Annotated in this window: 25 protein-coding genes and 2 pseudogenes; 15 read left to right on the top strand and 12 right to left on the bottom strand. The window is 55.3% G+C overall.

The features are described from left to right. Nucleotides 1–278: 278 nt before the first annotated feature. On the bottom strand, nucleotides 279–608 hold the full coding sequence (locus AB4N33_RS17000; RefSeq protein WP_476457817.1) for a hypothetical protein: 330 nt from the start codon (nucleotides 606–608) through the stop codon (nucleotides 279–281). 223 nt (nucleotides 609–831) lie between these two features. Here AB4N33_RS17000 and AB4N33_RS16995 point away from each other — a divergent pair, with 223 nt between their 5' ends. After that, a complete protein-coding gene (locus tag AB4N33_RS16995; RefSeq protein WP_476457816.1) occupies nucleotides 832–2169 on the top strand; it encodes an MFS transporter in 1338 nt (445 codons plus the stop codon). Between the two features lie 35 nt (nucleotides 2170–2204). On the opposite strand, the gene AB4N33_RS16990 is transcribed toward AB4N33_RS16995, so the two are convergent. Then, nucleotides 2205–3239, bottom strand: coding sequence for a LacI family DNA-binding transcriptional regulator (locus tag AB4N33_RS16990; RefSeq protein ID WP_476457815.1), 1035 nt, complete (start codon nucleotides 3237–3239; stop codon nucleotides 2205–2207). A gap of 210 nt (nucleotides 3240–3449) precedes the next feature. On the opposite strand from AB4N33_RS16990, the gene AB4N33_RS16985 reads away from it, so the two are divergent. The 5 genes from AB4N33_RS16985 (at nucleotide 3450) to AB4N33_RS16965 (ending at nucleotide 9138) form a co-directional block, all read left to right on the top strand. Beyond that, a complete protein-coding gene (locus AB4N33_RS16985) occupies nucleotides 3450–4781 on the top strand; it encodes an MFS transporter (RefSeq protein ID WP_476457814.1) in 1332 nt (443 codons plus the stop codon). 13 nt (nucleotides 4782–4794) lie between these two features. Continuing rightward, on the top strand, nucleotides 4795–6126 hold the full coding sequence (locus tag AB4N33_RS16980) for an amidase (RefSeq protein WP_476457813.1): 1332 nt from the start codon (nucleotides 4795–4797) through the stop codon (nucleotides 6124–6126). A gap of 275 nt (nucleotides 6127–6401) precedes the next feature. Further along, nucleotides 6402–7811: a PAAR domain-containing protein gene (locus AB4N33_RS16975; protein ID WP_476457812.1), complete on the top strand. Its 1410-nt coding sequence runs from the start codon at nucleotides 6402–6404 to the stop codon at nucleotides 7809–7811. Then, a complete protein-coding gene (locus AB4N33_RS16970; RefSeq protein ID WP_476457811.1) occupies nucleotides 7808–8200 on the top strand; it encodes a hypothetical protein in 393 nt (130 codons plus the stop codon). The genes AB4N33_RS16975 and AB4N33_RS16970 overlap by 4 nt, the downstream gene beginning before the upstream one ends. Before the next feature lie 551 nt (nucleotides 8201–8751). Beyond that, a complete protein-coding gene (locus AB4N33_RS16965; protein WP_460117794.1) occupies nucleotides 8752–9138 on the top strand; it encodes a hypothetical protein in 387 nt (128 codons plus the stop codon). Nucleotides 9139–9478: 340 nt separating this feature from the next. Here AB4N33_RS16965 and AB4N33_RS16960 read toward each other — a convergent pair whose 3' ends face one another. Continuing rightward, nucleotides 9479–9775 (bottom strand): DUF3077 domain-containing protein, encoded by a 297-nt coding sequence (locus AB4N33_RS16960; RefSeq protein WP_476457810.1) that lies wholly within the window; start codon nucleotides 9773–9775, stop codon nucleotides 9479–9481. A 718-nt stretch (nucleotides 9776–10493) separates the two neighbouring features. Here AB4N33_RS16960 and AB4N33_RS16955 point away from each other — a divergent pair. Both AB4N33_RS16955 and AB4N33_RS16950 read left to right on the top strand, forming a co-directional pair. Next, nucleotides 10494–11630 (top strand): ImmA/IrrE family metallo-endopeptidase, encoded by a 1137-nt coding sequence (locus AB4N33_RS16955; protein ID WP_476457809.1) that lies wholly within the window; start codon nucleotides 10494–10496, stop codon nucleotides 11628–11630. After that, a complete protein-coding gene (locus AB4N33_RS16950) occupies nucleotides 11627–12124 on the top strand; it encodes a DUF4411 family protein (RefSeq protein WP_476457808.1) in 498 nt (165 codons plus the stop codon). The genes AB4N33_RS16955 and AB4N33_RS16950 overlap by 4 nt, the downstream gene beginning before the upstream one ends. A gap of 231 nt (nucleotides 12125–12355) precedes the next feature. Here the strand turns inward: AB4N33_RS16950 and AB4N33_RS16945 are convergent, their stop codons facing one another. Further along, nucleotides 12356–12673 (bottom strand): DUF3077 domain-containing protein, encoded by a 318-nt coding sequence (locus AB4N33_RS16945; protein WP_476457807.1) that lies wholly within the window; start codon nucleotides 12671–12673, stop codon nucleotides 12356–12358. Between the two features lie 618 nt (nucleotides 12674–13291). Here AB4N33_RS16945 and AB4N33_RS16940 point away from each other — a divergent pair. Further along, entirely contained in the window at nucleotides 13292–13711 is a 420-nt protein-coding gene (locus tag AB4N33_RS16940; RefSeq protein WP_476457806.1) for a hypothetical protein, read from the top strand. Between the two features lie 333 nt (nucleotides 13712–14044). On the opposite strand, the gene AB4N33_RS16935 is transcribed toward AB4N33_RS16940, so the two are convergent. Together AB4N33_RS16935 and AB4N33_RS16930 are read right to left on the bottom strand one after the other, a co-directional pair. Beyond that, a complete protein-coding gene (locus AB4N33_RS16935) occupies nucleotides 14045–14527 on the bottom strand; it encodes a hypothetical protein (protein ID WP_476457805.1) in 483 nt (160 codons plus the stop codon). Between the two features lie 345 nt (nucleotides 14528–14872). Continuing rightward, nucleotides 14873–15352 (bottom strand): DUF3617 domain-containing protein, encoded by a 480-nt coding sequence (locus AB4N33_RS16930; RefSeq protein ID WP_476457804.1) that lies wholly within the window; start codon nucleotides 15350–15352, stop codon nucleotides 14873–14875. A gap of 143 nt (nucleotides 15353–15495) precedes the next feature. Here AB4N33_RS16930 and AB4N33_RS16925 point away from each other — a divergent pair. After that, nucleotides 15496–15606, top strand: a pseudogene (locus AB4N33_RS16925) (lysis protein); the annotation flags it as partial. Here AB4N33_RS16925 and AB4N33_RS16920 read toward each other — a convergent pair. From AB4N33_RS16920 to AB4N33_RS16910, 3 genes and pseudogenes are all read right to left on the bottom strand, one after another. Beyond that, the gene (locus AB4N33_RS16920; protein ID WP_476458833.1) at nucleotides 15587–15889 is read right to left on the bottom strand and encodes a hypothetical protein; all 303 of its coding nucleotides are present in this window, start codon (nucleotides 15887–15889) and stop codon (nucleotides 15587–15589) included. The pseudogene AB4N33_RS16925 and the gene AB4N33_RS16920 overlap by 20 nt on opposite strands. Before the next feature lie 33 nt (nucleotides 15890–15922). Beyond that, nucleotides 15923–16021 (bottom strand): annotated as a pseudogene (locus AB4N33_RS16915) (chromosome segregation protein SMC); the annotation flags it as partial. A gap of 554 nt (nucleotides 16022–16575) precedes the next feature. Further along, entirely contained in the window at nucleotides 16576–16980 is a 405-nt protein-coding gene (locus AB4N33_RS16910) for a response regulator (RefSeq protein WP_460117786.1), read from the bottom strand. A 1020-nt stretch (nucleotides 16981–18000) separates the two neighbouring features. Between AB4N33_RS16910 and AB4N33_RS16905 the strand changes: the two genes are divergently transcribed. The 4 genes from AB4N33_RS16905 to arsH are packed head-to-tail and all read left to right on the top strand — an operon-like array spanning nucleotide 18001 to nucleotide 20887. Next, nucleotides 18001–18348 (top strand): metalloregulator ArsR/SmtB family transcription factor, encoded by a 348-nt coding sequence (locus AB4N33_RS16905; RefSeq protein WP_460117784.1) that lies wholly within the window; start codon nucleotides 18001–18003, stop codon nucleotides 18346–18348. A 22-nt stretch (nucleotides 18349–18370) separates the two neighbouring features. Further along, nucleotides 18371–19654, top strand: coding sequence for an arsenic transporter (locus AB4N33_RS16900; protein ID WP_460117782.1), 1284 nt, complete (start codon nucleotides 18371–18373; stop codon nucleotides 19652–19654). A gap of 28 nt (nucleotides 19655–19682) precedes the next feature. Then, nucleotides 19683–20153 carry an arsenate reductase ArsC gene (locus AB4N33_RS16895; protein ID WP_460117780.1) on the top strand — a complete coding sequence of 157 codons (471 nt, stop codon included), beginning with the start codon at nucleotides 19683–19685 and terminating at the stop codon, nucleotides 20151–20153. Continuing rightward, on the top strand, nucleotides 20153–20887 hold the full coding sequence (gene arsH, locus AB4N33_RS16890; RefSeq protein WP_460117779.1) for an arsenical resistance protein ArsH: 735 nt from the start codon (nucleotides 20153–20155) through the stop codon (nucleotides 20885–20887). The genes AB4N33_RS16895 and arsH overlap by 1 nt, the downstream gene beginning before the upstream one ends. On the opposite strand, the gene arsN2 is transcribed toward arsH, so the two are convergent. After that, nucleotides 20884–21285, bottom strand: coding sequence for an arsenic resistance N-acetyltransferase ArsN2 (gene arsN2, locus AB4N33_RS16885; RefSeq protein WP_476458832.1), 402 nt, complete (start codon nucleotides 21283–21285; stop codon nucleotides 20884–20886). The genes arsH and arsN2 overlap by 4 nt on opposite strands. 63 nt (nucleotides 21286–21348) lie before the next feature. Here arsN2 and AB4N33_RS16880 point away from each other — a divergent pair, with 63 nt between their 5' ends. Continuing rightward, entirely contained in the window at nucleotides 21349–21912 is a 564-nt protein-coding gene (locus AB4N33_RS16880; protein ID WP_460117775.1) for an arsinothricin resistance N-acetyltransferase ArsN1 family B, read from the top strand. 119 nt (nucleotides 21913–22031) lie between these two features. On the opposite strand, the gene AB4N33_RS16875 is transcribed toward AB4N33_RS16880, so the two are convergent. Together AB4N33_RS16875 and AB4N33_RS16870 are read right to left on the bottom strand one after the other, a co-directional pair. After that, a complete protein-coding gene (locus tag AB4N33_RS16875; protein WP_460117773.1) occupies nucleotides 22032–23504 on the bottom strand; it encodes a hypothetical protein in 1473 nt (490 codons plus the stop codon). Nucleotides 23505–23932: 428 nt separating this feature from the next. Further along, nucleotides 23933–24877, bottom strand: coding sequence for a chromosome segregation protein SMC (locus tag AB4N33_RS16870; protein WP_476457803.1), 945 nt, complete (start codon nucleotides 24875–24877; stop codon nucleotides 23933–23935). Nucleotides 24878–24965: the final 88 nt, after the last annotated feature.

The following is a 24965-nucleotide window of genomic DNA, read 5'->3' as shown; positions in this document are numbered from 1 at the left end:
CTGTATACCAACCGCCAGGCTTGATAAACAGCATCAGAAGGGTAGGCAAATCTACGGCGCAGAGCTGGCTGCGCAAAAACCTTGAAACACATTAGCCCCAACCCGTGGGGATCGCATCGCCCTAATCGCGAGCGGGCTCGCTTGTTCCACATTGCCCTGCGTTACACAGGGCCATTGTGGGAGCGGGCTTGCCCGCGATGGACTTCAACGATAACGCTGATAACCAGACACCCCGCAACAAAGCCCTTCCAGCCGGAACTACGCTTTCTAACGGGCGCTCACAGGATGTCCTTCAAATACTGCCTCAAAGCCCCCACCGGAACACCAAGCTCCCCCATCGTCCCCACACAACTCACCTCAGCCGCCAACCGCTGCAACTCCCGCCCCAACGGCTTCTCCACTCCACCCACAGCCTCCATCGCCAACCCTACGCATTCCCCCACCTTCATCTGGATCCCCGCCACATCGCCACGCTTTACCAGCAGCTCAAACACATCCCGCTGGTAATCCCCCATCACCAGGTCATCGCGCAAAATCGGGCTCTGGTCTTCCGATTCATAAGCCAGTTTCAGGGAGAAGAGGGCGACGGTTTCTAGCTGTGATTCCATGGGCCAGGCCTTTTCAAGGGGGTGGTGGGTTGTGGGCGCGCGATTGTACCGCTGTGGATAAAAACGTGGCACCGGGTTATCCACAGCCGCGTGATGGCCCGAAACCTGCCTGTCTGACCCGCGACAGGTCGTTACTGACTACGCGAACGGCACATCTGAGCCGAACCGCGTGGGTGGCTACCCCGATAATCGGACGTGAATGGACGAAATGGCGAGGTTCAGCATGACGAGTGTAACGACAGAGCAGGTCAGCCCGCAGACGCTGAGAAGGGTGATCGTGGCCGCCGGGATCGGCAATTTTGTCGAGTGGTTCGACTTCGCGGTCTACGGCTTTTTGGCGACCACCATCGCCCAGCAGTTTTTCCCCAGTGGCGACGCCAGTGCGGCGTTACTCAAGACCTTCGCCGTGTTCGCCGTGGCGTTTGCCTTTCGGCCGCTGGGCGGGCTCTTTTTCGGCATGTTGGGTGACAAGATCGGTCGCAAGCGCACCCTGGCGATGACGATTCTGTTGATGGCCGGGGCGACCACGTTGATCGGCCTGCTGCCCACTTATGCGGCGATCGGGGTGGCGGCGCCGATCCTGCTGTCGCTGATCCGTTGCGCCCAGGGCTTTTCTGCCGGGGGCGAGTATGCGGGCGCCTGTGCCTACTTGATGGAGCACGCGCCGAGGGACAAGCGCGCCTGGTACGGCAGCTTCATTCCGGTGTCGACGTTTTCCGCTTTCGCCGCAGCGGCGGTGGTGGCCTACGCACTCGAAGCCTCGCTGTCGGCAGAAGCCATGGGCAGTTGGGGCTGGCGCCTGCCGTTCCTGATCGCCGCGCCGCTGGGGCTGGTGGGCCTTTACCTGCGCTGGAAACTGGACGAGACGCCGGCCTTCCAGGCGGTGACCGAGGAACACTCCGTCGCGCATTCGCCGCTCAAGGAAACCCTGCGCAACCATGGTGCAGCCATCTGCTGCCTGGGCGCATTCGTGTCACTCACGGCGCTGTCGTTCTATATGTTCACCACCTACTTTGCCACCTACTTGCAAGTCGCCGGTGGGCTGAGCCGCGCCACCGCGTTACTGGTGTCGCTGATCGCCTTGTTGTTCGCGGCGGCGATCTGCCCGCTGGCCGGGCTGTATTCGGACCGGTTTGGCCGGCGAAAAACCGTGGCAACCGCCGGCGTCCTGCTGATTGTGGTCGTGTACCCCTCGTTCCTGATGGCCAGTTCCGGCTCGTTCGCCGCGTCCGTCGTCGGCGTGATGTTGTTGGCGATTGGCGCGGTGTTGTGCGGCGTAGTCACGGCGGCCTTGCTCTCGGAAACCTTTCCGACACGCACTCGCTACACCGCCTCGGCGATTACCTACAACATGGCCTACACAATCTTCGGCGGCACCGCGCCATTGGTCGCCACCTGGCTGATCACCACCACGGGCAGCAACCTGTCGCCGGCGTTTTACCTCATCGCGATTGCGCTGCTGGCGTTGGCGGGTGGGTTGGCGTTGCCGGAGACATCGCGCATTTCCTTGCATGACGTGCCGAGCGATGAAAAACGCGCCGGCATCAGCGCGACGGCGTAACGCCACTCAAAACCTGCGGGCGCACGGAGGCGCCTTCAGTCAGCGCAACGCTGTGAAGAGCTCGCCCGCACCTGCAATTGTGGGGCGAGGATGATCGATTTGGCGGGCTCGCCCTGGATGCGCTTGAGCAACAGCTCCACGGCGTGCCGGCCCATCTCCGCCAACTGCAAGCGCACGCTGGTGAGCGGCACGGTCAGTTCGTTGGCCAGGGTGATGTCGTTGAAACCCACGACGGCAATGTCCTTGCCCGGCATCAGTCCCTTGTCACGGGCGGCACCCATCAGGCCGATGGCCAGGAAGTCGTTGACCGCAAAAAACGCCTGAGGACGTGGGGTGAGCCCCAACAGGTACTCGCCTTGTTGATGGCCGGTAAGGCTGTCAAAAGGACCATTAACGGTCCACTGCGGATTCAACGTCAGGCCCTGCTCACGGTAGTAGCGAATGAACCCACGGGTACGATCAGCACCGGTGGACGCATGGCGCTCGCCCGCCAGTATGGCCACGTCACGATAGCCCAGCTCGAACAAATGTTGCGCCGCCAGCCAGCCGCCCAATTCGTCGTCGCTCGCTGCCGCCAGGTGGCCGGCAATCCGCCGGCTGGCCAGCACGTAGGGGATGTGTTTGCGTGTCAGCAAGTCCAGCAACGGCTGGCTGTCGCCCAGGTGCGAATCCGCCACGATCAGCCCGGCCACCGAACGGCGCAAGGCGTGCTCGGCACGGGCCAGTTGGCGGGGTTGCTGGTCGTCGGTATTGGAGACGAAGGTGAGGTAACCGGCCTGCTCGGCGGCAGTATCGATGCTGTCATAAATGGTCGCCATCACCAGGTCGGTGAGGCGGGGCATGAGCACGCAGATTTCCTGGCTCTTGCGCAATTTCAGGTTGGAAGCCTGGGTGTTTGGACGGTAATCCAGGGCCTCGGCCAGTGCGCGAATACGCGCCACCACCTCGGGCGACGCCGCACGCTCTACGCCGTTGGGGTCGCCATTGAGCACGCGGGACACCGTCGAGACGTGCAACCCGAGTTCAGCCGCCATGGATTTCAGCGTGGCGGGGCGAGATTGATTCGGCATGTGTGCGGGGCTTCCGACCGTCTGTTGTTAAGCCCCGGATTCTAACCCAAGGGCTGCATCCCCCCGGAAAAATCCTTTACCCAAACGATTGACTAAACGTTTTTCGGAATCTACATTCGGTCAACCCAAACGTTTGGGTAACACAATAAAAATACGCCGGACGCGGCCGACTTTTTGACCTCTGCCCTCATTTTGAAGAGTCAGACACCCATGAAAAGTGCAGCTATTCCGTCTTTCCGCTACCAGATTTTCTTCCTGATCATGCTGATGGCGTTGCTCAACTACATTGATCGCGGGGCCATTTCCTACGCTTCAGCGAGCATTCTTCCCGAGTACGGTTTCGACAAGGCTGACTGGGGCAACGTCCTGGGGTACTTCGGCTATGGCTACATCCTGGGCGCCTTGATTGGCGGCATCCTGGCCGACCGCTTTGGCGCCAAGCGCATCTGGCTGATCGCCGGCGCCACCTGGTCGATTTTCGAGATCTGCACCGCGTTTGCCGGAGACCTGGGGCTGGCCTTCATGGGCGGCTCGGCCATGGCGGGCTTCGCCACCATCCGCGTGCTGTTCGGCTTTGCCGAAGGCCCGGCCTATTCGGTGATCAACAAGAGCGTGGCCAACTGGGCGACCCCCAGGGAGCGCGGTTTTGTGGTGTCGGTGGGCCTGCTCAGCACGCCCCTGGGTGCGCTGTTGACTGCGCCGATTGCGGTCGGCCTGCAAACCCTCACCGGTGACTGGCGCAGCATGTTCGTGGTGTTGGGCGTGGTCAGCTTGGCGCTGTTGATCTTCTTCATGACGCGCTTCACCAACACCCCCGACGAGAACCCGCGTGTGTCCCGGGCCGAGCGCGACTACCTGCGCCAGGAACGCGCGGCGGCGGGCAATGCTTCAGCCCCTGCGGCGGCCACCACGTCGGTCTGGCATTTCTTCAAGAACAAGGACCTGCTGCTCAACGCGGTCGGTTACTTCTCGTTTGTGTACGTGACCTTTTTGCTGCTGACCTGGACGCCCAAATACCTGCAGGACCAGTTCCACTACAACCTGTCGTCCCTGTGGTACATGGGCATGATCCCCTGGACCGGTGCCTGCTTTACCGTGCTGCTGGGCGGCAAGATTTCCGACCTGCTGCTGCGCCGCACCGGCAACCTGAAAGTGGCGCGCAGCTGGCTGGCTGCGACTTGCCTGCTGTTGACCACCCTGTGCTTCATCCTCGTATCGCAAGCGCAGACCGTATGGGGCGTGATTGCCCTGATGACCGTGGCCAACGCCCTCAACGCGCTGCCCAATTCGGTTTACTGGGCCGTGGTGATCGACACCGCGCCGTCCAACCGCGTCGGCGCCTACAGCGGCATGACCCATTTCATCGCCAATACCGCGTCGTTCATCGCGCCCATGCTGACTGGCTACCTGACCTTGCACTACGGCTACTCGTCGATGTTCGTCGCGGCGGCGGTCGCTACGGCACTGGGCATGAGCGCGATGCTGATGGTGCGCCCGGGCGCTCGGCAGGTTGCCGCTTCCCCACTACCCGCCGCTGTTTGATGGAGTCGTTTTTATGAGCCTGGCCAAGCCCGTTCATGTTGGACCCTTTCACGGCCAGTCAGTCGTCACACTGGCCAAAGACTTGCGCGCCGGCACCCTGACCTGTGTGCAAATGACACAAGCCGCCCTGGACAGCATCGAACGCCTGAACCCGACGCTGAACGCCTTCGTTCACGTCGATGCCGCCGTGGCGCTGGCCCAGGCGCGCAAGGCTGACGCGTTGCTGGCGCAGGGCATCGACCTGGGCCCGCTGCATGGCATCCCGGTGGCGATCAAGGACAACATCGACACGTTCGACCACGTTACCACCTATGGCTCGGCGCATTTCGCCGGCTTCCGGCCCAGCCGTGACGCGTTGTGCGTACAACGCCTGCGTGAGGCGGGGGCGGTGATCCTGGGCAAAACCCTGACCCACGAATTCGCCTACGGCCCGACGGGTGATCGATCGCTGCAAGGCGCGGCACGCAACCCGTGGGACGCCACCTGCATCACCGGCGGCTCCAGCGCCGGCAGCGCGGCGGCGGTGGCCAGTGGCATGGTGCCCTTGGCGCTGGGCACCGACACGGGCGGGTCGATCCGCATTCCGGCGGCATTGTGCGGCGCGGTCGGCTTCAAGCCGTCGTTTGCCAGCGTGCCGCTGGACGGCGTGTTCCCGCTGTCCAGGAGCCTCGATCACGTGGGGCCCATCGCCAACCACGTCGAAGACGCGCGCGCGTTGTATGAAGTGCTGGCAGGGCGTCCATGCAAGCAATCGCCCCCGGATCGCCCGCTGCGGGTGGGCTGGATCACCACCGGCAGCTTCGGCTCGGTGGACCCCGAACTGGATCGACAAATCTACCTGGCGGCGTCGCGACTATTTGGCGACGCGCTACAGGAAACCGCGGAACTGCAACCCCTGGCCGCCGAAATGAAACAAGCCTTGCTGGCGCTGCAACGCGCCGAGGCCTTTGAGGTGCACGCCGAACGCATGCAACAGGCACCACAACAATTCGACCAGGAAGTGCGCGAGCGCTTGGAGTTATCAGCCGAAGTCCGAGGCTGGCAATACATCCGCGCCCAAGCAAAACAGGCCGCACTCAAAGCGACCATGGCACAGCTGTTTGAGCACTACGATTTGCTGGTCTCCCCCAGCGTGCCCATCACCGCAACACCCATCAATGCCCGCGAAGTGCAGGTCGGCAACCAGACCCTCGACGTTCGCGCCGCCGTCCTCAGCTACACCAGCCCCTGGAACCTCACTGGCCTGCCTGCCATCAGCCTGCCCGCAGGCCAGGTAAACGGAATGCCCGTCGGTCTGCAAATCATCGCCGCTGCCGGCGACGATGATCGACTGCTTCAAGGGTGAGCCGGCGATTTCAGGCGGACTGAAACCGCGCGACCGGTTCCTCGGTGGCATTAAACAACCATATCCGTAGGACTTTTGGTCGCTCCTACCGCGAACTTTCCTGTTCTTTCCTCAAGCCGCAGATTTCGTGCTGCATTGGCTTAAGCTCCCGCCGCATTATTCCCCCAGCAGCTTGATCAAGGCTCGCTGGGGGCTCTGTTTGAGATCCGAAAACGGAGAGTCGACTGACGGTCGCAAGCGTTCCGGACGCGACCGAATGCAAGGGAGAAAACACTTTGAACGAAGGCTATTTCATCGGTAAAGGCGACAAGACCACCTGCGGCGGCGTGGTCATGGATGGAAACTCTCGAATCAATATGCACGGCCTGTTGCAGTCCTTTGAGGGTGATCGGGTCTCCTGTGGAGTGGATGGGCAGACCTACGGAATCGTCGGCGGCATTCCTTTTATGAGCGGTAACGGTCGGCGGATGGCCGGCACCCTGCACAGCGCCAGCAATTGCCCCTGCAAAGCCCAGCTGGTGCCCTCTTTAACCGCGGCAAGCTACCGAACAGAGGGCCGTGCAGCGCAACCACACAGCCGGGCCACCCAATCGGTCTCGCCCATTGCGGCTCGGCACACCGCAGCACCACCACAATCCACATTCGCAGCAGCCACCCGCTCGACCCCGGCAACATTCGGTGGCCCAGCAGGCCAGGAACCCGGCTTCTACATCGTGCCCAAAAACACGACCCGTCAGGCGCTTGAGACCACGCTACTCCCCTCGCCCGACGCCGCCGTGATGAACAAATTCAGGACACTCAACCCGGGTCGTGAGGATGTCAAAGCGGGCTCGATGATCGTGCTCAGCGACCCGAACAACTTCCAGTGCACCCGTGAAGAAGCGTGGCTGATGGAAGCCGCCGCCAAGACACAGAACGCCCTCAAAACGCTGAGTGCCGATGAAGCGGACTTCATGGCTCGTCACTATGCAGAAATCTCCACGTTCCTGTCGCACGGCTCGACTGGTGTTGGCCTGGCCCCTGCCTCGTTTGCCAGCCACCTGAAAAACGTCGAGTACCTACTCAAAGACATGGAAAGCCTGCACCACAGATCATTCCAAACCCACGGCCATCTGCGATCGCCGGAGTTCTTCGCCGAACGCCAGCGCCTGCTGAAGATGCTGGACAACAGCCTGAACGGCCTGACCAAAATCAGCACCGGTTTCCCGGACCACCCTAACCTTAAAAGCGCGCTGGGCATCTCCACCAAAAGCCTGGTTCACCAGTGGAGCAAGGCTGGGATAGCAGGACAGATACCCGGTTACGCGACACATCTTGAGGGCGTGGCCAAGGCGTCCAGGTATGTTCAATACGGCGGATGGATTGGTACGGCGATTGGGGGTGGGGCTTCGTATATGAAGGTTCAGGATGTTTGCACGGCGGGGGAAGCTGAGGCTTGTGAGCGGGTGAAGTTTACGGAGACTGGGAGTTTTTCTGGTGGTTTCGCTGGAGGGGCTTTGGTGGGAATGGGTGTTTCGGCTGGATTACCGGCGACTATCTGCGTGGGACTAGGTGTGCCGACCGCGGGAGCTTCGTTAGCAATTTGTGGAGTACTAGTTGCCGGAGCGGCAGTTGTTGGAGTTGGTGCATTAGGAGAAACAATAGGAGAAAAGATAGGCGACAAAATTTACGAGGCGAGTAAATGAGTTTAAATACAGTTGATACCATATTCCTCACGGCAGGCCTGGTTAACTTTTTCGGAATATTTATTTGGTTTGGAATTGCGCTATACCTGTCTTACACTCATATGGAGAGTATGCTTATCTCTCTGAAAAATTGCTCAGCAATAACACGTCGAACGCCACTAAAACACTTTGGCCCGGTAGGCAGACTTCTATTGTTTGGGGGGATCTCAGGAATAGTGACCTTTCCCGGGTTTTATCTGAAACATGGTGGTGTCAGCCTGGACGATTTGAAAGCACTGCCTATCGCACTGAAGCGACAACTAGCACTAATGCAATGGACTTTATGGGCATTAATCGGCTTAATGCTTTTACTTTTCTTATTCGGGAAGTTTGCAGGAATTATCGATTGAATTCAGTAGAGATAGTGATTTCTGAAGATTCTGGACAACAGCCTGAACGGCCTGACCAAAATCAGCACCGGCTTCCCGGACCACCCCAACCTCAAAAGCGCGCTGGGCATCTCCACCAAAAGGCTGGTTCACCAGTGGAGCAAGGCTGGGATAGCAGGACAGATACCAGGTTACGCAACGCATCTTGAGGGCGTGGCCAAGGCGTCCAGGTATGTCCAATACGGCGGGTGGATTGGTACGGCGATTGGGGGTGGGGCTTCTTATATGAAGGTTCAGGATGTTTGCACGGCGGGGGAAGCTGAGGCTTGTGAGCGGGTGAAGTTTACGGAGACTGGGAGTTTCGTGGGCGGCGTTGTAGGAGGCGTAGCAGTAGGTGGAATCCTTTCAGCAAGTAATTTAGGTGGCCTTTGCATTGCTCTAGGCGTTCCATCTGGCGGTACAGGAACAATAGCGTGCGGACTCCTAATTTCTGGTGTTGGAGCCTTTGCTGGGGGAGTGTTAGGTGATAAAGGTGGCGAGGGTTTCGGGGAGATGATCTATGAGTATGTCAAATGACCACCGCCCTTTCCGTCGCAAGCCTTTTGTGTGGCGTAGTACTTATCGGGATGTTTTTTTGGATCGTTTTTGCGCTGTATCTTTATCGTACCAAGATAGAATTTTTATTAACTCTTCTCAAAAATAACGCAGCGATCAGGGAACGTATGATTTTCAATTTCGGCATCTGGGGAAAAATCGCACTTATTGGGGCGGTCGCTGGAATTGTTACGTTCCCTAGACTTTTCGTAATTAGCGGAGGCATCAGCAGTGAAGAACTGACAAGTATACCCCTGCCTCTCAAGAAAAAATTAGCACTGCTTTCTTGGAGTTCCGTGATATTGGTTACGTCCTTGATTTGCGCTGTGTCAATCACTGAGGTCATTAAAATGTACGGGATTTAAAACACCCGAAAGCCATTCGATATGCGCGCAGGTAGCAGTAACCGCTTTTATAGTCCGACGCGCCCACTTAAGATACTCCACAACAGCCTGAACGGGCCTGACCAAAATCAGCACCGGCTTCCCGGACCACCCGAACCTCAAAAGTGCACTGGGCATCTCCACCAAAAGCCTGGTGCATCAATGGGCCAAGGCTGGGGTAGCAACATGCCTTTTTTGTAGGAGCGAGCCTGCTCGCGATGGTCTTCAACGATAACGCCAATACCCAGACACGCCACCGTCCCCATCCCAACCAAACCCACCCCACAACCCAACGCCAGCCGCTACCCCGCAGCCTCTTCCCTCAGTCGCCCGCGTCGCCGCACGCCCCCCGATCCCACTCCAACACCTTCACCGCATCATCCACCAACGCCTTACTCATCGACGCCAGATAATGCGCAGCCCAAGCGTGATAATCCGAATACCGCGCATAAGCCGCATCCTTGCTCAGCGCCTTGGCCAGAAACAGAAAATCAGAAGCCATGCCCAACGCATCCACCAGCGGCACACCGCGAGTGACATGGAACAGCGGATCGTCAGAACCGGTGGAGTAAATGGCCGGGGTCAAACCGATGGTTTTGAGTTCGGATGGCTCGGTCATTCGACACCTCCGCAAATGCAGGGGTGATGGGGGAGGGTGATACGTGGACGGGAGAGCCAGATTACAGACGGATTTGTCTTGGTCATGATCAACTTCCTTGATTGAAAGAGCTGTCACGAGCCTTCTCACGGGCTTGGGTGACAGCCGTGCGCGGGGTGAGAAACCGGCAATCAAGGTAACCGGTAGACCCGAAGGTCTCCCACGCACGGCCGCCATAAAGCCTAATCGCGGACGAAAAAAAACGCCACGACAGGTTTTGCGGCGCTCTTGCGCCTTGATTGTTGCGGGCTCTCACACCCGGCCGCTGAATTGGCAGCGACGTAATGAGGTTATCGCGCAGATTCTATTCACGCAATCGTGGAAATGACTGGTCATCAACTGGCTTTTTTGCGCATAAAATCCAATTAAATCAATACATAAGCAGCGCTTTGGTAAACCGATCAAGGTCCGATACGAAACTCGTTGCAACAAACCGAACCACCTGTCGCGGGTTACATATTCCCACTTCGACGCGTTGCCGATTTACGCCATAATCTTGCGCTTCTTATCGAACTCTAAACCGGTGGTTTCGCCACTCGACTAGTCTGTAGTCGCCTCCACCCAATCTTTAACAGCCATGGAGAAAGGCAATGCCGGATAATGGGTACCCGCATCATCTAAAGGTATCGGCCAAGTATGTTTCCGGACGTCTCTGGGCATCTGACTTGCCTTCGACCCTATGAGCCAAGCCGCCCTGGTCAATCCGACCCTGCTCACCTGGTCCCGTGAGCGCGCAGGCCTCTCCGCTGAGCAGGTGGCGAAAAAACTGCCCGTGAAAGCGGATCGAGTGCAGGAGTGGGAAGCGGGCGAAACTAAACCGACATTTCTCCAGGCGCAAAAGTGGGCAAGCCTCGCTCATATCCCCTTCGGCTTTCTGTTTCTTCAAAAGCCGCCTGTCGAGCAACTACCTCTCCCTGATCTGCGGACAGTGGGCGGGTTAACCCCTGAACGTCCCAGCCTGGAATTGCTCGACACGGTAAGAGACGCCATACGCAAACAAGACTGGTACCTCGAATACCTGCAGCAGCACGAGCATCAACCGCTGCCATTTGTAGGTCGTTACACAAACCGATCCTCTGTCGGCGACGTCGTAAACGATATCCGCAAAACCCTGGGCGTAAATCCCGAAGCCACCAAGCTTGATTACGATAAATACAGCCGCGCCTTGATCGACGCTGCTGAAAAGGCCGGCATTCTGGTAATGCGCAGTGGGATTGCTCTGGGCAATACCCGTCGGAAACTTGAAGTCAGCGAATTCCGCGGCTTCGCGATCTCCAACACCTTTGCCCCGGTCGTTTTCATCAACAGCTCTGACGCTCCCGCCGCCAGACTGTTTACCCTGCTTCACGAACTGGCCCACATCTGGATCGGCAGCAGCGGCGTTTCGGACGGGGATAACGCAAACGGTCGAGACGAAGAACGCTTCTGCAATGCCGTCGCAGGCGAATTCCTGGCTCCCGAGACCCAGTTCCGCGCGCTCTGGAATGCTCATGCCGACTGGGAAGCCAACCTGGCGCCGCTATCCACCCGTTTCCACATCAGTAAACTCGCCATCGGCCGTCGTGCGTTGGACCTCGGATACATCAGCCAAATCCAATACAGCGATTACTATCGAAAAATCCTCAAAGCCTTTCAGGATAAAAAAGATGGCGCGGGTGACTACTACCGCAACGCCACCGCCAAAAACAGTCCGCGCCTGAGCAGGGCCGTGCTGACCGAGACAATGAGCGGCCGGATGCTGCTGCGCGATGCGGGCCATCTGCTCGGCGTGCAACCTGCCAAATTAAGGACCCTCGCCAGCAGAATCACGGAATGAAGCATCTACTCGACGCAAACACGCTGATTGAAGCCAAGAACCGCTATTACGGCATGACTATTTGTCCTGGCTTTTGGCAATGGTTGCTGCTGAAAAATGAAGCGCTGGATCTAGCCAGCATCGTGCCGGTCATGGATGAAGTGACAAAAGGGAATGACGAACTGGCGGGATGGGTGAGAGAGAACGCCGGATTCTTCCGAATCATTACCGACGAAGACACTCAGCAGGCATTTGCGCTGATCGCTGGGCTGGTGGCTGATCAATCCCCCAGGATGAGAGTTGGCGCCATGGAAGAGTTCCTCGCGGGTGCTGATCCGTGGTTGATTGCGAACGCAATGGTAACGGGTGCCACTGTCGTGACCCATGAGGTATTGAATCTCGAGTCCAAGCGGAAATTCATTATCCCCAATATATGCCAGCAACTCGATGTGCCTTTTCTAAACACCTTTGAACTGCTGCACAGGCTTGATGCGAGATTCGTGCTTTCAGCCTAAGCACAACGCGCCTCTGTAGGAGCGAGCATGTCGAGGCGTCGAACCGTCGCGATGGACGCCAACGATAACGCTGAAAACCAGACACCCCGACAGCGCATCCAACTCCAACACACCTTCATTGTGGGAGCGAGCCTGCTCGCGATGGTCTTCAACGATAACGCCAATACCCAAGCACGCCACCATCACCAGCCCACCTCAACCAACCCCGCCCCCACAGCCCAACGCCTGCCGCTACCCCTCAACCTCTTCCTCAGCCGCCGCCCGCGTCGCCGCACGCCCCCGATCCCACTCCAACACCTTCACCGCATCATCCACCAACGCCTTACTCATCGACGCCAGATAATGCGCAGCCCAAGCGTGATAATCCGAATCCCGCGCATAAGCCGCATCCTTGCTCAGCGCCTTGGCCAGAAACAGAAAATCAGAAGCCATGCCCAACGCATCCACCAGCGGCACACCGCGAGTGACATGGAACAGCGGATCGTCAGAACCGGTGGAGTAAATGGCCGGGGTCAAACCGATGGTTTTGAGTTCGGGTTGCTCGGTCATTGGACACCTCCGCAAATGCAGGGGTGATGGGGGAGGAGGAACGTGGACGGGAGAGCCAGATTACAGACGGATTTGTACTGCACATAGTGAAGCTCCTTAATTTCAAGAGCCGCCACAATTCGTTACCAAGCGAATGGGTGGCAGCTGTGCGCAGGTTGGTAAACCGGGAAATCAAGGAAACCGGCACGTCCGAAGACGTCCCACGCACAGCCGCCATAACGCAGATCGCAGGCGAAAAAAAAGCGCCTGCGAACGCAGAGCACTGTTGCGCAGTGATTTACCTCGGGTTACCAAGCCCGGCCGCTGAATTGGCAGCGACGTAAGGAGGTTATCGCCCGAAAGGCTTTCCCGCAACCGTCAGCATCACGGATGATAAATCAGCCCCACGCCGGAAAAAACTCAGAGGAATCAAGGCACAACAGCACTTCTGTAGGCATGCGGGTGTATATCACGAAAACCATTGAAACAAACCTCTGTCAGGTGGCAACACTTTGCCTCTACCGGCAAACCGCTGCACTTAAAACCCCCTGCCAATCAGCAAACGCCACGCAAAACAACACTCCAACCAATTGGCCTGCCTTTTGCTCAACCGCTCATTACCCACAAAGGAGCGGCAACATGATCGGAAGCAACCTCCCCATGCTGGACTACGTCAAAGAGTTCAGAAAGTCACTGGAAAACGGAACAGTAAAGACCGCCCGATTCGAGCTAACCAACGCGACCCCGGAAGCACAGGCGAAGCTCGATCAACGGTTTATCCAGGACGAGATAGACCTAAAACAGCTGATAAAACACCACCAGGCCAACCCAAGCTGGGCAACGTTCGATGATCAGAACAATTCCGTCGAATTCCCCGATGTGCAGTCCCTCAGCAAGAGCGATGCGTCGCACATATTAAACGGCCTCAAGCACCTGATGGAGATCGGACGTTTGGAGGGGAAAACCATCAACGCTACAAATGGCGGTCTGTCGACTAACGACGTAGCGGACTATAAAGACTGGTTGTTGGCTCGTATGGGGGTAGATGAAACGGCGTAAGCCCCGAGGCAGAAGCCAGCGTGCCGTCAGCGCAGCCCGGGATATTTCAAGTCAACATGAAGATGACTCAAGGTTTGAGAGCAACTCCCACGATGTGCACTAAGCTCGCCTAAAATTAAACCCGAGAGGCCGGCGTTTTCGGCTACCTATGAGTGGGACTGATTTGGGAAAGAACGCTCTGGATAGCAAGCGATTTATGGACGACTGCTCTTGGCTGACGGCAGGCTCCCACCAACGGCACTTTTGTGGGAATCATTCCAGAGAAGCAGTGGGTGTCTTTGATGCTTCTCTGGTAGCCCTATATTGACAACAGACGCCATCACACTCGGCTTTTCACTTATTTCGCAAGGAGCTAAGTCTTTTCAACGACCATCGTCTGACGCCTTCAGAAAATGTAGGACGAGGAGGCCAGACAGTGATTCTTTCGAAATCTATTTCTAAAGCGTCGCCGACAAAGCGCCCTCTAAAGGTGCGGACATCAGTGTAGACCGTATCACCCGTTCTACTTAGAAATGGGGTTCGCGAGACCGCGTTTAAGTCGTTTTCAGTTCGCGTGTATGGCACCGGGCTGCCAACATCGAGACCGGCGCCTTTCATGTAGGAGTCAAATTTTTTGAGTACATCATCCGGTTTTTCTACGGTGCGCCAATAGATGAAATGGCCGTCGTCAGTAAATACCAAATAAACGTGCCAAGGGGCGGTGGCTGGTCTCTCTCCTTCGGAATACCACACTCGCTCGCGCACATCAGAACTGACGCTTGTTGTGCAACCAGAGAGGAGCATTAGGCAAAACGTAGCAATCAATAAGCGAATCATATTTCCTTCCTTGAGTTAACTATCCAACTCGAAGCGTCGCACGCAGGCTGGCTCTAAGAATTTTTATCCACTTCTGCCTTGCCGATCCGTAAAAGTGGTTCAGTACTCTTAACTCAAGCACTGCCGCGAAAACGCAGAGCGCCAAAAGCCAAGACTGAAGACTCGCTTACGATGGAGTCACCCCGACAGACCTGCGCTTACAAAAGCGAGCTCAAAATCATCCCGAAGGATATATGGAACGCCTGGAAGCCGCGAGGACACTGACCTTAGCCACAATTGAGCGTTATACGTGCCAATCGATGCAGCTGCATTCGAGGTCCGTCAAGCGATGACACTTTGAACCTTTCATCTATTGGAGTATGGGGAATTGATCTTCATTCCTCCGTGCATTTTTTTTACACCCGGCTCCATACCCGCCGGGCACGCGCCCTGAAAGCTGCCATTAATCACTGTGTGTTGTCTTTCAATTTTTCCATTTAGCTCAAACGACGTATCGGCCGTCAGTACATAGGATTTCGCAAGGTCGCCTTTGAAAGATCCGGCCATAATCGCTTCAGGGCAGCGTGATTTGAAATTGTAGCTATCGGCGTTACCGCTTTTAGATTCGATTTTGCACTCCTGTTCGAAGTCACTCCACAGGTCGTCATCTATAAGCCTGTCTTTCTCATGGTCGACGCATATTTCCCAAGAAAACGGCGAGGTGGACGGAGTAACCTTCCACAAACCTGAAGCGCGTTGCAGACGCAGCGATGGTTCAGCGGCTGACGCCAACAATGTTACTGAGAAAGCAATTGCAGTCGACAACAATATGGCGAAGTACTTCATCCCGCATCCTATTTGTAGATGATCACGTTGAGCAGGAAACTTGAAAAACAAGTGCTCCTCGCTTGGAAAGAGTCATTGATTCACAGCTGCGCGCCTAAACTGCCCACGGCATGGTCAGCGTTACTCGCGTAGCCCGCAATTCTCAATGTGCCCCAGCGCATGCTCAACGAATTATCGCCATCACCGACGCCGGTGACCAAGGATTGATTGCGCTGCGGGCGTGCCAAGCGTACGTCAGAGTTGTGGCCCCCTGAGCACTTTAAGTTCCATGAGCAACCGTTGATTCTCCCTGAACAGGTGGTCGCGCTGTTCGGTAACAAGGTCGATGGGGCGAAAACTCACATTTTCGGACGCCTCATAGCTCCTGGATGATATGCGTCCAAGGGCTTCCCGCAGTTCTGCCTCTGTTGCGGCCTTCTCAGTAGCGAGCAGGTCGTTCATCTGAACAAGGCCAGCGACATTGGCTCTCGCTTTACGCAACATCACTCCAGCCTGGATGAGTTCGTCCTCAAGCAGGGCGCACGGGTGTTGGTACATTTCCAGGAGCGTAGGGCATCCGAGCCACTCGCAGGCGTTCTTTTCGCCTTCGGTTTCGCCCCATGCGACTGCTTGGGCGTAGGCCGTCGCTGCATCAGTGTCAGCTTGGCGAGCTTTGGTCATGACCTCCCGTTAGTCGGCCACGAGCGAATCACAGTTCAGGAGGTTTGCGCGACGTGCATTTCTTCGGGGGGATGGAAGACATCATTTACAGATGAATAGGAAGGTCGGGAGTCTCTTGAACGGGCGCCGGCTTTTTGGAAGTGCAAATGCCGTTTGCACGCGCCGCACTACCGCATGTGCTGAGAAAGTGCTCTCCCGTAGACCCTCCACTGGTAAAACGACTGAGAGAGACATCCAACCCGCTTCGCCTAACACGTCTCGACCGACGCTGACAGCACGCAAGCGAGGACCGACACAAAATCCAGACACAAAAAAACCGGCTCAACTGGCCGGTTTCTTCATTCCGAAAGCCCGGTAGTGGCTTTCGTCTACTGCTATATGGTGCCCCCGAGGGAGACTCGCTTTCACTAGATAAATCAAGGTCTGTAGCTTGATTCCAGCTTCTGGGATACACGTCGGGATACACAATAAAGTTTGCTAGTTGAGGCTCAGTCTAAAAGACCCTCATTCAGATATCGAGAGTTTCCTGGGTAAGAGGCGCAGTGGATACTCCTCGGCTGGACCTAGCGGTCGCAATTCTGCTCTGGGGAATTAAGAACTGTGGCGATCGCTGCCTCAAGGTCGTCAATCGACCATGGCTTCTCCAAATATAACGTCGAGGGAGGAACGACCACTGGCTCTAAACCGTACCCAGATACCAAGATTGCGGGTACGTAGGACCACTGTTCGTGAACATCTCTAATGAAATCGGCCCCCGAAAGCCGACCGGGCAGACCGTAATCTGTGATTATGAGCGGACACTGCTTTTCCGTTCGTTGCAGGTAGTTGAAAGCGTCATCAGCACTGGCAAATGAAATAGACGGGACGCCGAACTCCTCAAGCACCGTGCTCATAAGCACGCGCAAGGTGGGATCATCCTCAATGACGATCACATCTCCCTGTAAGCTTGCCAGCTCTTTCTTATTCACTCGGTGGATCCTGATCCGGGGCAAGACGAATAGCTGTTTGCTCAGCGGAAATATTCTGCATCCTCCTCCACAGCGCTTGCCAGCCCTTTTTCCTCAACTTCGGCTTTCTGAACATTAATTCTAGACGAGCCTCTTCGATTGCCAGACGACGGTGGCCGATAGCGCTGTAGGATCGTGCGAGCACTATGCTGCCAGGGGACTGCATGTGCGAAGCACTGCTGAATGGGGTTGGCCCAGCCAAAAAAAACGCCGGGGACCCTGAGGATATTTGAAGGGTACGGGGTCGGAAACCCGCGACATCTTGTTAGCGGCAGATCTCCCACCTTATTGAAATTTCAACGTTGAAATTGAAAGGATCCTGACGAAAAAGGGGCATCGTTACCGTGACGGCAAAGATGCCCCTTTGTGTTGCTGATAACGCACGCACGGTGCTCGTCAACAAGGTCAACTCCGTCAACCTGTCAACCAACTTCAAAAATCCAGCCGCTAACACGAACGCGCGGGTTCTTTGCCCCGTGTCCTTCGAGTTTCCTCAGGGTCCCCGGCAATTTTCCAAGACCCTGTGCATTTGCACTGGTGAACTGCTTGTTCACTCGGTTCACCTGTTCACTAAGCTGGGCGTTTTTGCGCTAACACGATCACGCGGGTTTCCGACCCCGTGTGTGTCTCAATGCCTCAGGGGCCCCCCAGTCCAGGCTCTCCATCGCTGAGGGAGCTATTTCCAACGGGGAGTGGGGTAGATGCCTGCCAAAAGCCGTGTAACGCGTGTTACAGGTGTAATGAAATCCGATATGTTATTGAAATATAAGGATAAAATACTAGTAACACCGGCGTCTGTTTTCTCGCAGGAGCGGTGTAACTTTCAGAATCGGTGTAACGCATTTGCCCAATACAGAGAAAGCGTATCTCAGGAGGTAATGGACGCTTGAGACTCAAGCGTGAACGGCAAGTGAACTCAAAGGTTGTGTTCAATATATGAATATGCGTATATTCGATTATCCATATGTTTGAGCGCAACACATGATTACTCCACCAGAAGTATTTAAGAGCTTGGCCGACGAGACTCGTGTCCGGGCCATTCTGCTCATCTCCGATCAGGGTGAACTTTGTGTCTGCGAATTAATGTGCGCACTTGACGACAGTCAACCAAAGATCAGCCGCCACCTCGCCCAACTGCGCGGCAGTGGTCTACTGCTCGATCGCCGTCAGGGTCAATGGGTTTACTACCGCCTCAATCCGGATCTGCCTGTGTGGATTCGCGAGATTCTGCAAGTGACGTCAAAGGCGAACGCCGATTGGCTCAAAGACAACTCTGCGCGCCTGCAAAGCATGGATGGACGACCTGTCCGAGATGCCGCCTGCTGCTGAATCCTGATCGAGTGAGGCCTCAATGTTCATTGCTGTTGCAGTTTTCGTCTTCACCCTAGTTTTAGTGATATGGCAACCCAAAGGGCTCGGTGTCGGTTGGAGCGCGACACTCGGTGCTCTGATTGCGCTGGCACTAGGTGCCGTTTCGCTTCAAGACATCCCCACAGTCTGGACCATCGTCTGGAACGCGACCGCCACCTTCATCGCGGTGATCGTTATTAGTTTGTTGCTGGATGAGGCAGGCTTTTTCGAGTGGGCTGCTCTGCATGTGGCGCGATGGGCGAAGGGGAGTGGTTATCGATTGTTCGCGTTTTGCGTGTTGTTGGGGGCGGCGGTGTCTGCGGTATTCGCCAATGACGGTGCGGCGTTGATCCTTACGCCTATCGTCATGTCGATGTTGCTCGCACTCCGGTTCTCACCGGCCGCAACGCTGGCGTTTGTCATGGCCGCCGGTTTCATTGCCGACACTGCGAGCCTGCCACTGGTGGTCTCTAACCTGGTCAACATAGTGTCCGCCGATTATTTCGAATTAGGCTTCGCCGAATACGCGTCTGTAATGGTGCCGGTGAGTCTGATCAGTGTCGCCTCTACCTTGTTGATGCTGTTTCTATACTTCCGCAAAGATGTACCGCCTAGCTACGCGCTGGAGGCTTTACAGGACCCAAAAGCTGCAATACGCGACCGCGCCACGTTCATCGTCGGTGGCTGGACGCTGTTGATTTTGCTTGTAGGATTGTTTGCCCTTGAACCGCTGGGCATTCCCGTTAGTGCAGTTGCGGCTGTGTGTGCGGCGACACTCTTCGCCGTTGCGGCCAGGGGCCACAAGATCTCGACTCGACGGGTGCTGCATGACGCTCCGTGGCAAGTCGTGGTGTTTTCTCTCGGCATGTATCTGGTGGTTTACGGTTTGAAGAATGCCGGCTTGACCGATTACCTCGCCCGCATACTTGGCGATCTGGCCGGGCAAGGTTTGTGGAGCGCCACTATTGGCACCGGCCTGATCGCTGCGCTGCTGTCGTCCGTGATGAATAACATGCCCAGCGTGCTGATCGGCGCGCTGTCGATTCAGGCCAGTGGAGCAGAAGGGCTCATCCGCGAAGCCATGATCTACGCCAACATCATCGGTTGCGACCTTGGCCCGAAGATCACTCCTATTGGTAGCCTCGCCACACTGCTCTGGCTGCATGTGTTGGAACGCAAAGGTGTGCGAATCACTTGGGGTTACTACTTCAAAGTGGGCGTCATGCTGACTTTTCCGGTTCTGTTGATCACCCTCTCGGCTCTGGCTCTGCGCCTAAGTCTCTGACGCCCGCTAAAAGCGGCAGGAGTAATCTATGCGTTTCCTGTTTATGTGCACCGCCAATAGCTGCCGGAGCGTGCTCTCCGAAGGCTTGTTCAACCACATGGCGCCGGATGGAATGAGCGCAATCAGTTCGGGAAGCTTCCCCAGTGGACGCCTTAATCCTCGGGCAGTCAGCACCTTGAAAAGTCTCGGCGTTGACACCTCGAAGCTGTATAGCAAAGGCTCTGATAGCTTCACTGAAAACCCGCCGGATATTGTGATTACTGTCTGTGACAAAGCAGGGGGCGAGCCTTGTCCAGTTTATTTCGGATCTGCAATCAAGAGCCATTGGGGCTTGTCTGACCCGTCAGACGTAGAAGGCAGCGACGAGGAGATACAGGCGGCATTTAACGCTACGGTAGCTAGAATCCGTCAACGATTCGCCGCGTTGTTTGCTCTCGATATCGCGTCCCTCAGTCAGATCGAACTCAAGCAGAAACTGGATGAGATTGGAGAAATTTGATGAACGAGTACTCCAGCGAAAATCCGAATGACTTTCCAGGGCTTGACCTATCGCTGCTTGATATACCAACCCCCGCAAGACTTACAGAGAGGGACGCGTCTGGGCACAAACCGCGCATTCTTTTGCTGTATGGATCGACGCGGGAACGCTCGTTCAGCCGGTTGCTAACACAAGAGGCAGCGCGTCTCTTGGAGCTCATGGGCGCAGAAACGGCTATTTTCGATCCCTCCGGGTTGCCACTGCCAGATGATGCCCCTGTCGATCATCCGAAGGTGCGGGAACTGCGTGATATGGTGATGTGGTCAGAGGGGCAGGTTTGGTGCTCGCCTGAGCGTCACGGCTCGATGTCAGCAGTGTTCAAAGCACAGATCGACTGGATTCCACTTGCACTTGGCGCAGTCCGGCCTTCGCAAGGAAAAACTTTAGCATTGATGCAGGTCTGTGGTGGTTCGCAGTCATTTAACACAGTAAATCAGCTTCGCGTCCTTGGCCGCTGGATGCGCATGATCACGATACCTAATCAATCATCAGTGCCAAAGGCATTCCTTGAGTTCGACGAAGCGGGGCGGATGAAACCTTCTTCTTATTACGACCGTGTTGTAGATGTGATGGAAGAGTTGATGAAGTTCACCTTGTTGGTGCGCGGCAAAGAAAACTATCTGGTTGATCGTTATTCAGAACGCAAGGAGAGTGCCGAAGAGCTTTCCAAGCGCGTTAACCAGAAGTCTATTTAAGTGAGACGCTTCGCCATATAAGTTGCGGTGGCGGGACAGAGACTGCGGAACTCAAGAGTGTTTTGAATGGCGGTGGGCGCAGTAGCTCTATCACAAGCTTGAAAGCCATGGCGCTCAAAGAATAGAGCGGCGGTGGTTGTGAGGAGATGCAACGATTGCACCCCTTTACTCATGAGAAGCGTCTCCACTGATTTCAGCGCCTCTGAGCCGATGCCTCCGCCTCGGTTTAATGGCAAGACAAAAAAAGAACGCAACAGGCGATCCGCGGTGGAACCCTCTACGCCCGCATACCCCACCAACTGATCGCCTTGCTCAAGCTGAAAAAACTCACGGTCGGGTTCGTCGAGGTCTGCATGAGGCAGTCCTTCGATTCGTAGCCACTCCGTTAGCGAGTCCAGGTCATAGGGGGGAAATATTCAGATGCTGGAATTTGCGCATGAAACATCACCTCGGGGCCACGAATGAATACAAGCTGCCAAGTCAGAATTGCCGTTCCATCGGATGCAGCCGCCATACAAGCGATCTATGCGCCATTTGTTGAGCGTACCGCAATTTCGTTTGAGCTCGACCCACCCAGTATTGAAGAAATGGCTCAGAGGATCTCATCGACACTGGCCACCTATCCGTACCTTGTCGCAGAGCAAAGCGGCGAAGTGGTCGGTTACGCTTACGCGAGCCAACATCGTGCACGCGAAGCGTATCGTTGGTCGGTCGATGTGACTGTGTATGTTTCGTCGCAAGCCCACCGTAAAGGGATCGGCCGAGGTTTATACAACCATCTCTTGTCAATCCTTCAGGACCAGGGCTTTCACGCCGCGTATGCCGGAATCGCTTTACCCAATGAGGGCAGTGTTGGTTTGCATGAGTCTATGGGTTTTACGCCCATAGGAATATATCCTGAAGTCGGATTCAAGTTCGGTAAATGGCACGATGTTGGCTATTGGCGCAAGTCACTCAATACAGCGATGCCGCCCCGGCCAATCGTAGAATTTAGTAGTAAGCGTCTACAGGAAGATGCAAAGTGAATTTAAACTCTTAGTTTAAATGCGCCGGGGTTTCTTGTTTTCTGTTGCTTGGTACGACTGGCTCCGTATGTCTTGCCCAGTTTTTGAAGTTGCCAATAAATACGTGCTGTTTTTTTGTTCTACTCTTTTTTTGCCATGCTCAATAGTTTCTTTAATTCTTCTAGGTCGAGCTTCTCAAGCAATCGATGTATAGGCATCTTCTCAGTATGTTTACCATCCAAAGTGATTGAGGCGTTGAATGAAATCGCTTCAATCGCTTTTGCGATTAGTTCTTTCTGAAGCGCATCTCCGTCAATTTGAAGCGCCTGTAGCTGCTTCTTGTAGCTTTCATAGGAGGATGCGAAAGCTTCTTTGTGGGCATATTCTTGCTGAAGTCGCTCATACTGGCTACGACGAGTCGCTGAAAATATTGCAATCCATATAATTGGAAGAATAATCGGAGCTCGCGTTAAAATCGTTCGCAGCATTTCCTCCCAAGTGCTTGTTTTCACAAACTCAATGTGAAATGGCGATAAGGTTATATTTTCCGATACGATTGTCAGCCCGCCCAGAAACAATGTCAGCATTGAGGCGTAGAACGCTATTGTGTAGCCAATGATAGGGATGTTGAATTTGTCTTTAAGCTTGTTATAGGCAGATGCAAGGCCCGCGCTGGTTGCTCCGGGCAGCAATGATTCAATGCTGACAAATAGTGCTTCTTGGCGTTCAGTCTGCAGGTCTTCGTGATCGCTAAGTTGCTGAAGCCTTAAGTCGAGTTCGCGCTTCAACCCGATTTCCTGGATTTCTTCGCCATCAACGGCTTGGCTGCCGAAGATTTGTTCATAAAAAGTCGCTATTTCTTCGTCTCTAGTTGTCGCCGAATTTAACATTTTATTCAGTGAGCGGTTTGTTTTTTCAGCCTCATCCGCATAGGATTTAATCTTTTGGGATGTTGATTCAGGGCCATCAAGTAGTGCTTTGTATAAAAGATCAATACTTTCCTGTTTTTCTTTTATTTCATTTACAAGTTCTTTGACGTATTTTTCTGCTGGGTTATTTCCGTTTATACCTTCAAATAAGTATTCATCGAAGTGTTTTGCTCGCTCCTCAATTTCCGCTATCTGCTGTTGCTGCTTGAGGGCGGCGATCATGGCGGTTTCAATGCTTTCCTGCGCCTTGGATGTTTGTGTTTGGAAGGACGTTACATACTGCGAGATCTGCTTGAAAAAAGCTCGCTGAGCTTTCCCGAAAGCTTCCATGGCCTGTTTTGGAATAACCATATAGGGCCGGACATACGTCAGGAGATTATCGGCGTGTTCGTTTGCCTGCTGAAGATGCCCTACGTTTCGGCTGTTAGCATATGCTCGCATTTGTTGCAGGCATGCCTCGGTTTGGCTGAAAGAATTTGCCCATACTGATTTCGGCGTAAGCTCAAGGTCAGCGTTGGAAATGATTGTATCTACGAATGCGAGCACCTTTTTCAGCCTCGCAAGCTCCTCAACCGTCGTCATAACTGTTTGATCATCGACGTCCAGGGTCTCGGCAGTGTCCATCAGTGATGCCCACATCGCCTTGAACGGATGCTGCTCAAACTCTTGGTTCCATCTTGTCATTTGGAATTCCTTTCTTCGTTGGATCCATATTACACACTGGCCAGAAGTAAGCGCTACATGGAGAACCGAACGTCGTTATCAAATGATTTGGGACTGGGAGTCTAAGTTGTATAAAGGGAGCCGCTTTCGTGGTGGAAAGTAAACGTACCGGCATGAGCGGAAAGTGGTGCGAGCTGAGGGGGAATGCCAATTTAATCAAAAGCCTGACTCTGAGAAGGGTGCGACTGAACCCTTCTCAGGTAAGGTAAATCACATCGTAAACCACGGTCTCGACGGACTATGTTCGTCGCTGGAGTTGACCTTCGATGTGCGCCATTTCTGCTTTAATCGCCTTAATGGTGAGCGTTTGTATCGGACTGGTTTTGCCCGTCCCTGCGCTGATGGTCTTCAGCAGGGCATTGAGGTGCGCCTTCCGAGTTTTGAGCGTGTCAGACCAACTGGCGCTGTTCTGTATCGGCTTTTTCATTGCGTTCGTCCTTAGGTTGTTCCAGGTTGCTCATGAATTCAGGTTGGTGCGGTGTCGGTATGCCGTCGAGCAGGATTAAGTCCCGCGCGCGGTATTGGCGGGAGCGAGCTGATAGCTCTTCCCATGTCCACCTCCCAAAGTTCTCGCCTTGCTCTGGAACCACCAGCTTCATGAGTCCAATCTGGTCGCGGCCAAGAAGGTTGTAGTTCGCCCACAGTTTTCCGCCCGCCTCAAACAACGCTTTAGCAGCCTCGTTCCACTTCTCTTCAAGCACTGTTTGCGAGAGCAACAGGGCGGTACGCTCCATCTCTTCATGCTTTGCCTGAGCCTCTGCGATGTATTTATCTACGGTGACCAGCTCCTGCTCCAGCGCGGCCATGATCAAGTGTTGCCGACGGTTATGTTCGGCGGCAGTTGTCAGGTTCTTTGCGGCCTTTTGTGCGTCGGCGTTCGCGGTTTTCTCGCCTTCGGTATCGCCCCATGCAACGGCCTGCGCGTACGCAGTGGCAGCGTCCGTTTCGGCCTGACGGGCTTTGGCCATATCCTCTTCCGCTTGTTGTTGAATCTGCTCCAGGCGGGTGCTGAGGCTCTGGCGCTTTTCGTTCAGCTCCTGCTCATCAGCCTTCCAGTTATCCATTGCCTCGATGTAAGACGTCATCAAGGATTCGCAATTGGCGAGGTTTTCACTGCGACTGATCCTCCGATCCAAAAGGTCAGCATTGAGATTGCGCGAATCGAAATTCCGTTTCAGCTCGTTGTACTTGTCGCGCAGTTCGCGCTCCTGAGTCGGCTCGATGGTTTCCTCACTTTCCAGCACCGCCTCAAGGGGCAGCAGTTCGGCGCGCAGTTGTTCTGCCTCGCTGCGCAGACGGTCGCGACGGTCTTTCAGGTCTTGAATCTCGTTCATGTGTTTAGTCTCTGTTCAATTCGATTGTGGGTTGGTTGATTGGCTGGCGAGGCCGGGATTTAGCCGGCGCTACCTCGATCAGCAGAGG

The sequence above is a fragment of the Pseudomonas sp. S1_E05 genome (assembly GCF_056337105.1).
Note: the sequence above shows the minus strand (reverse complement) of the source record. Positions and strands in the feature narration are given on the sequence as shown.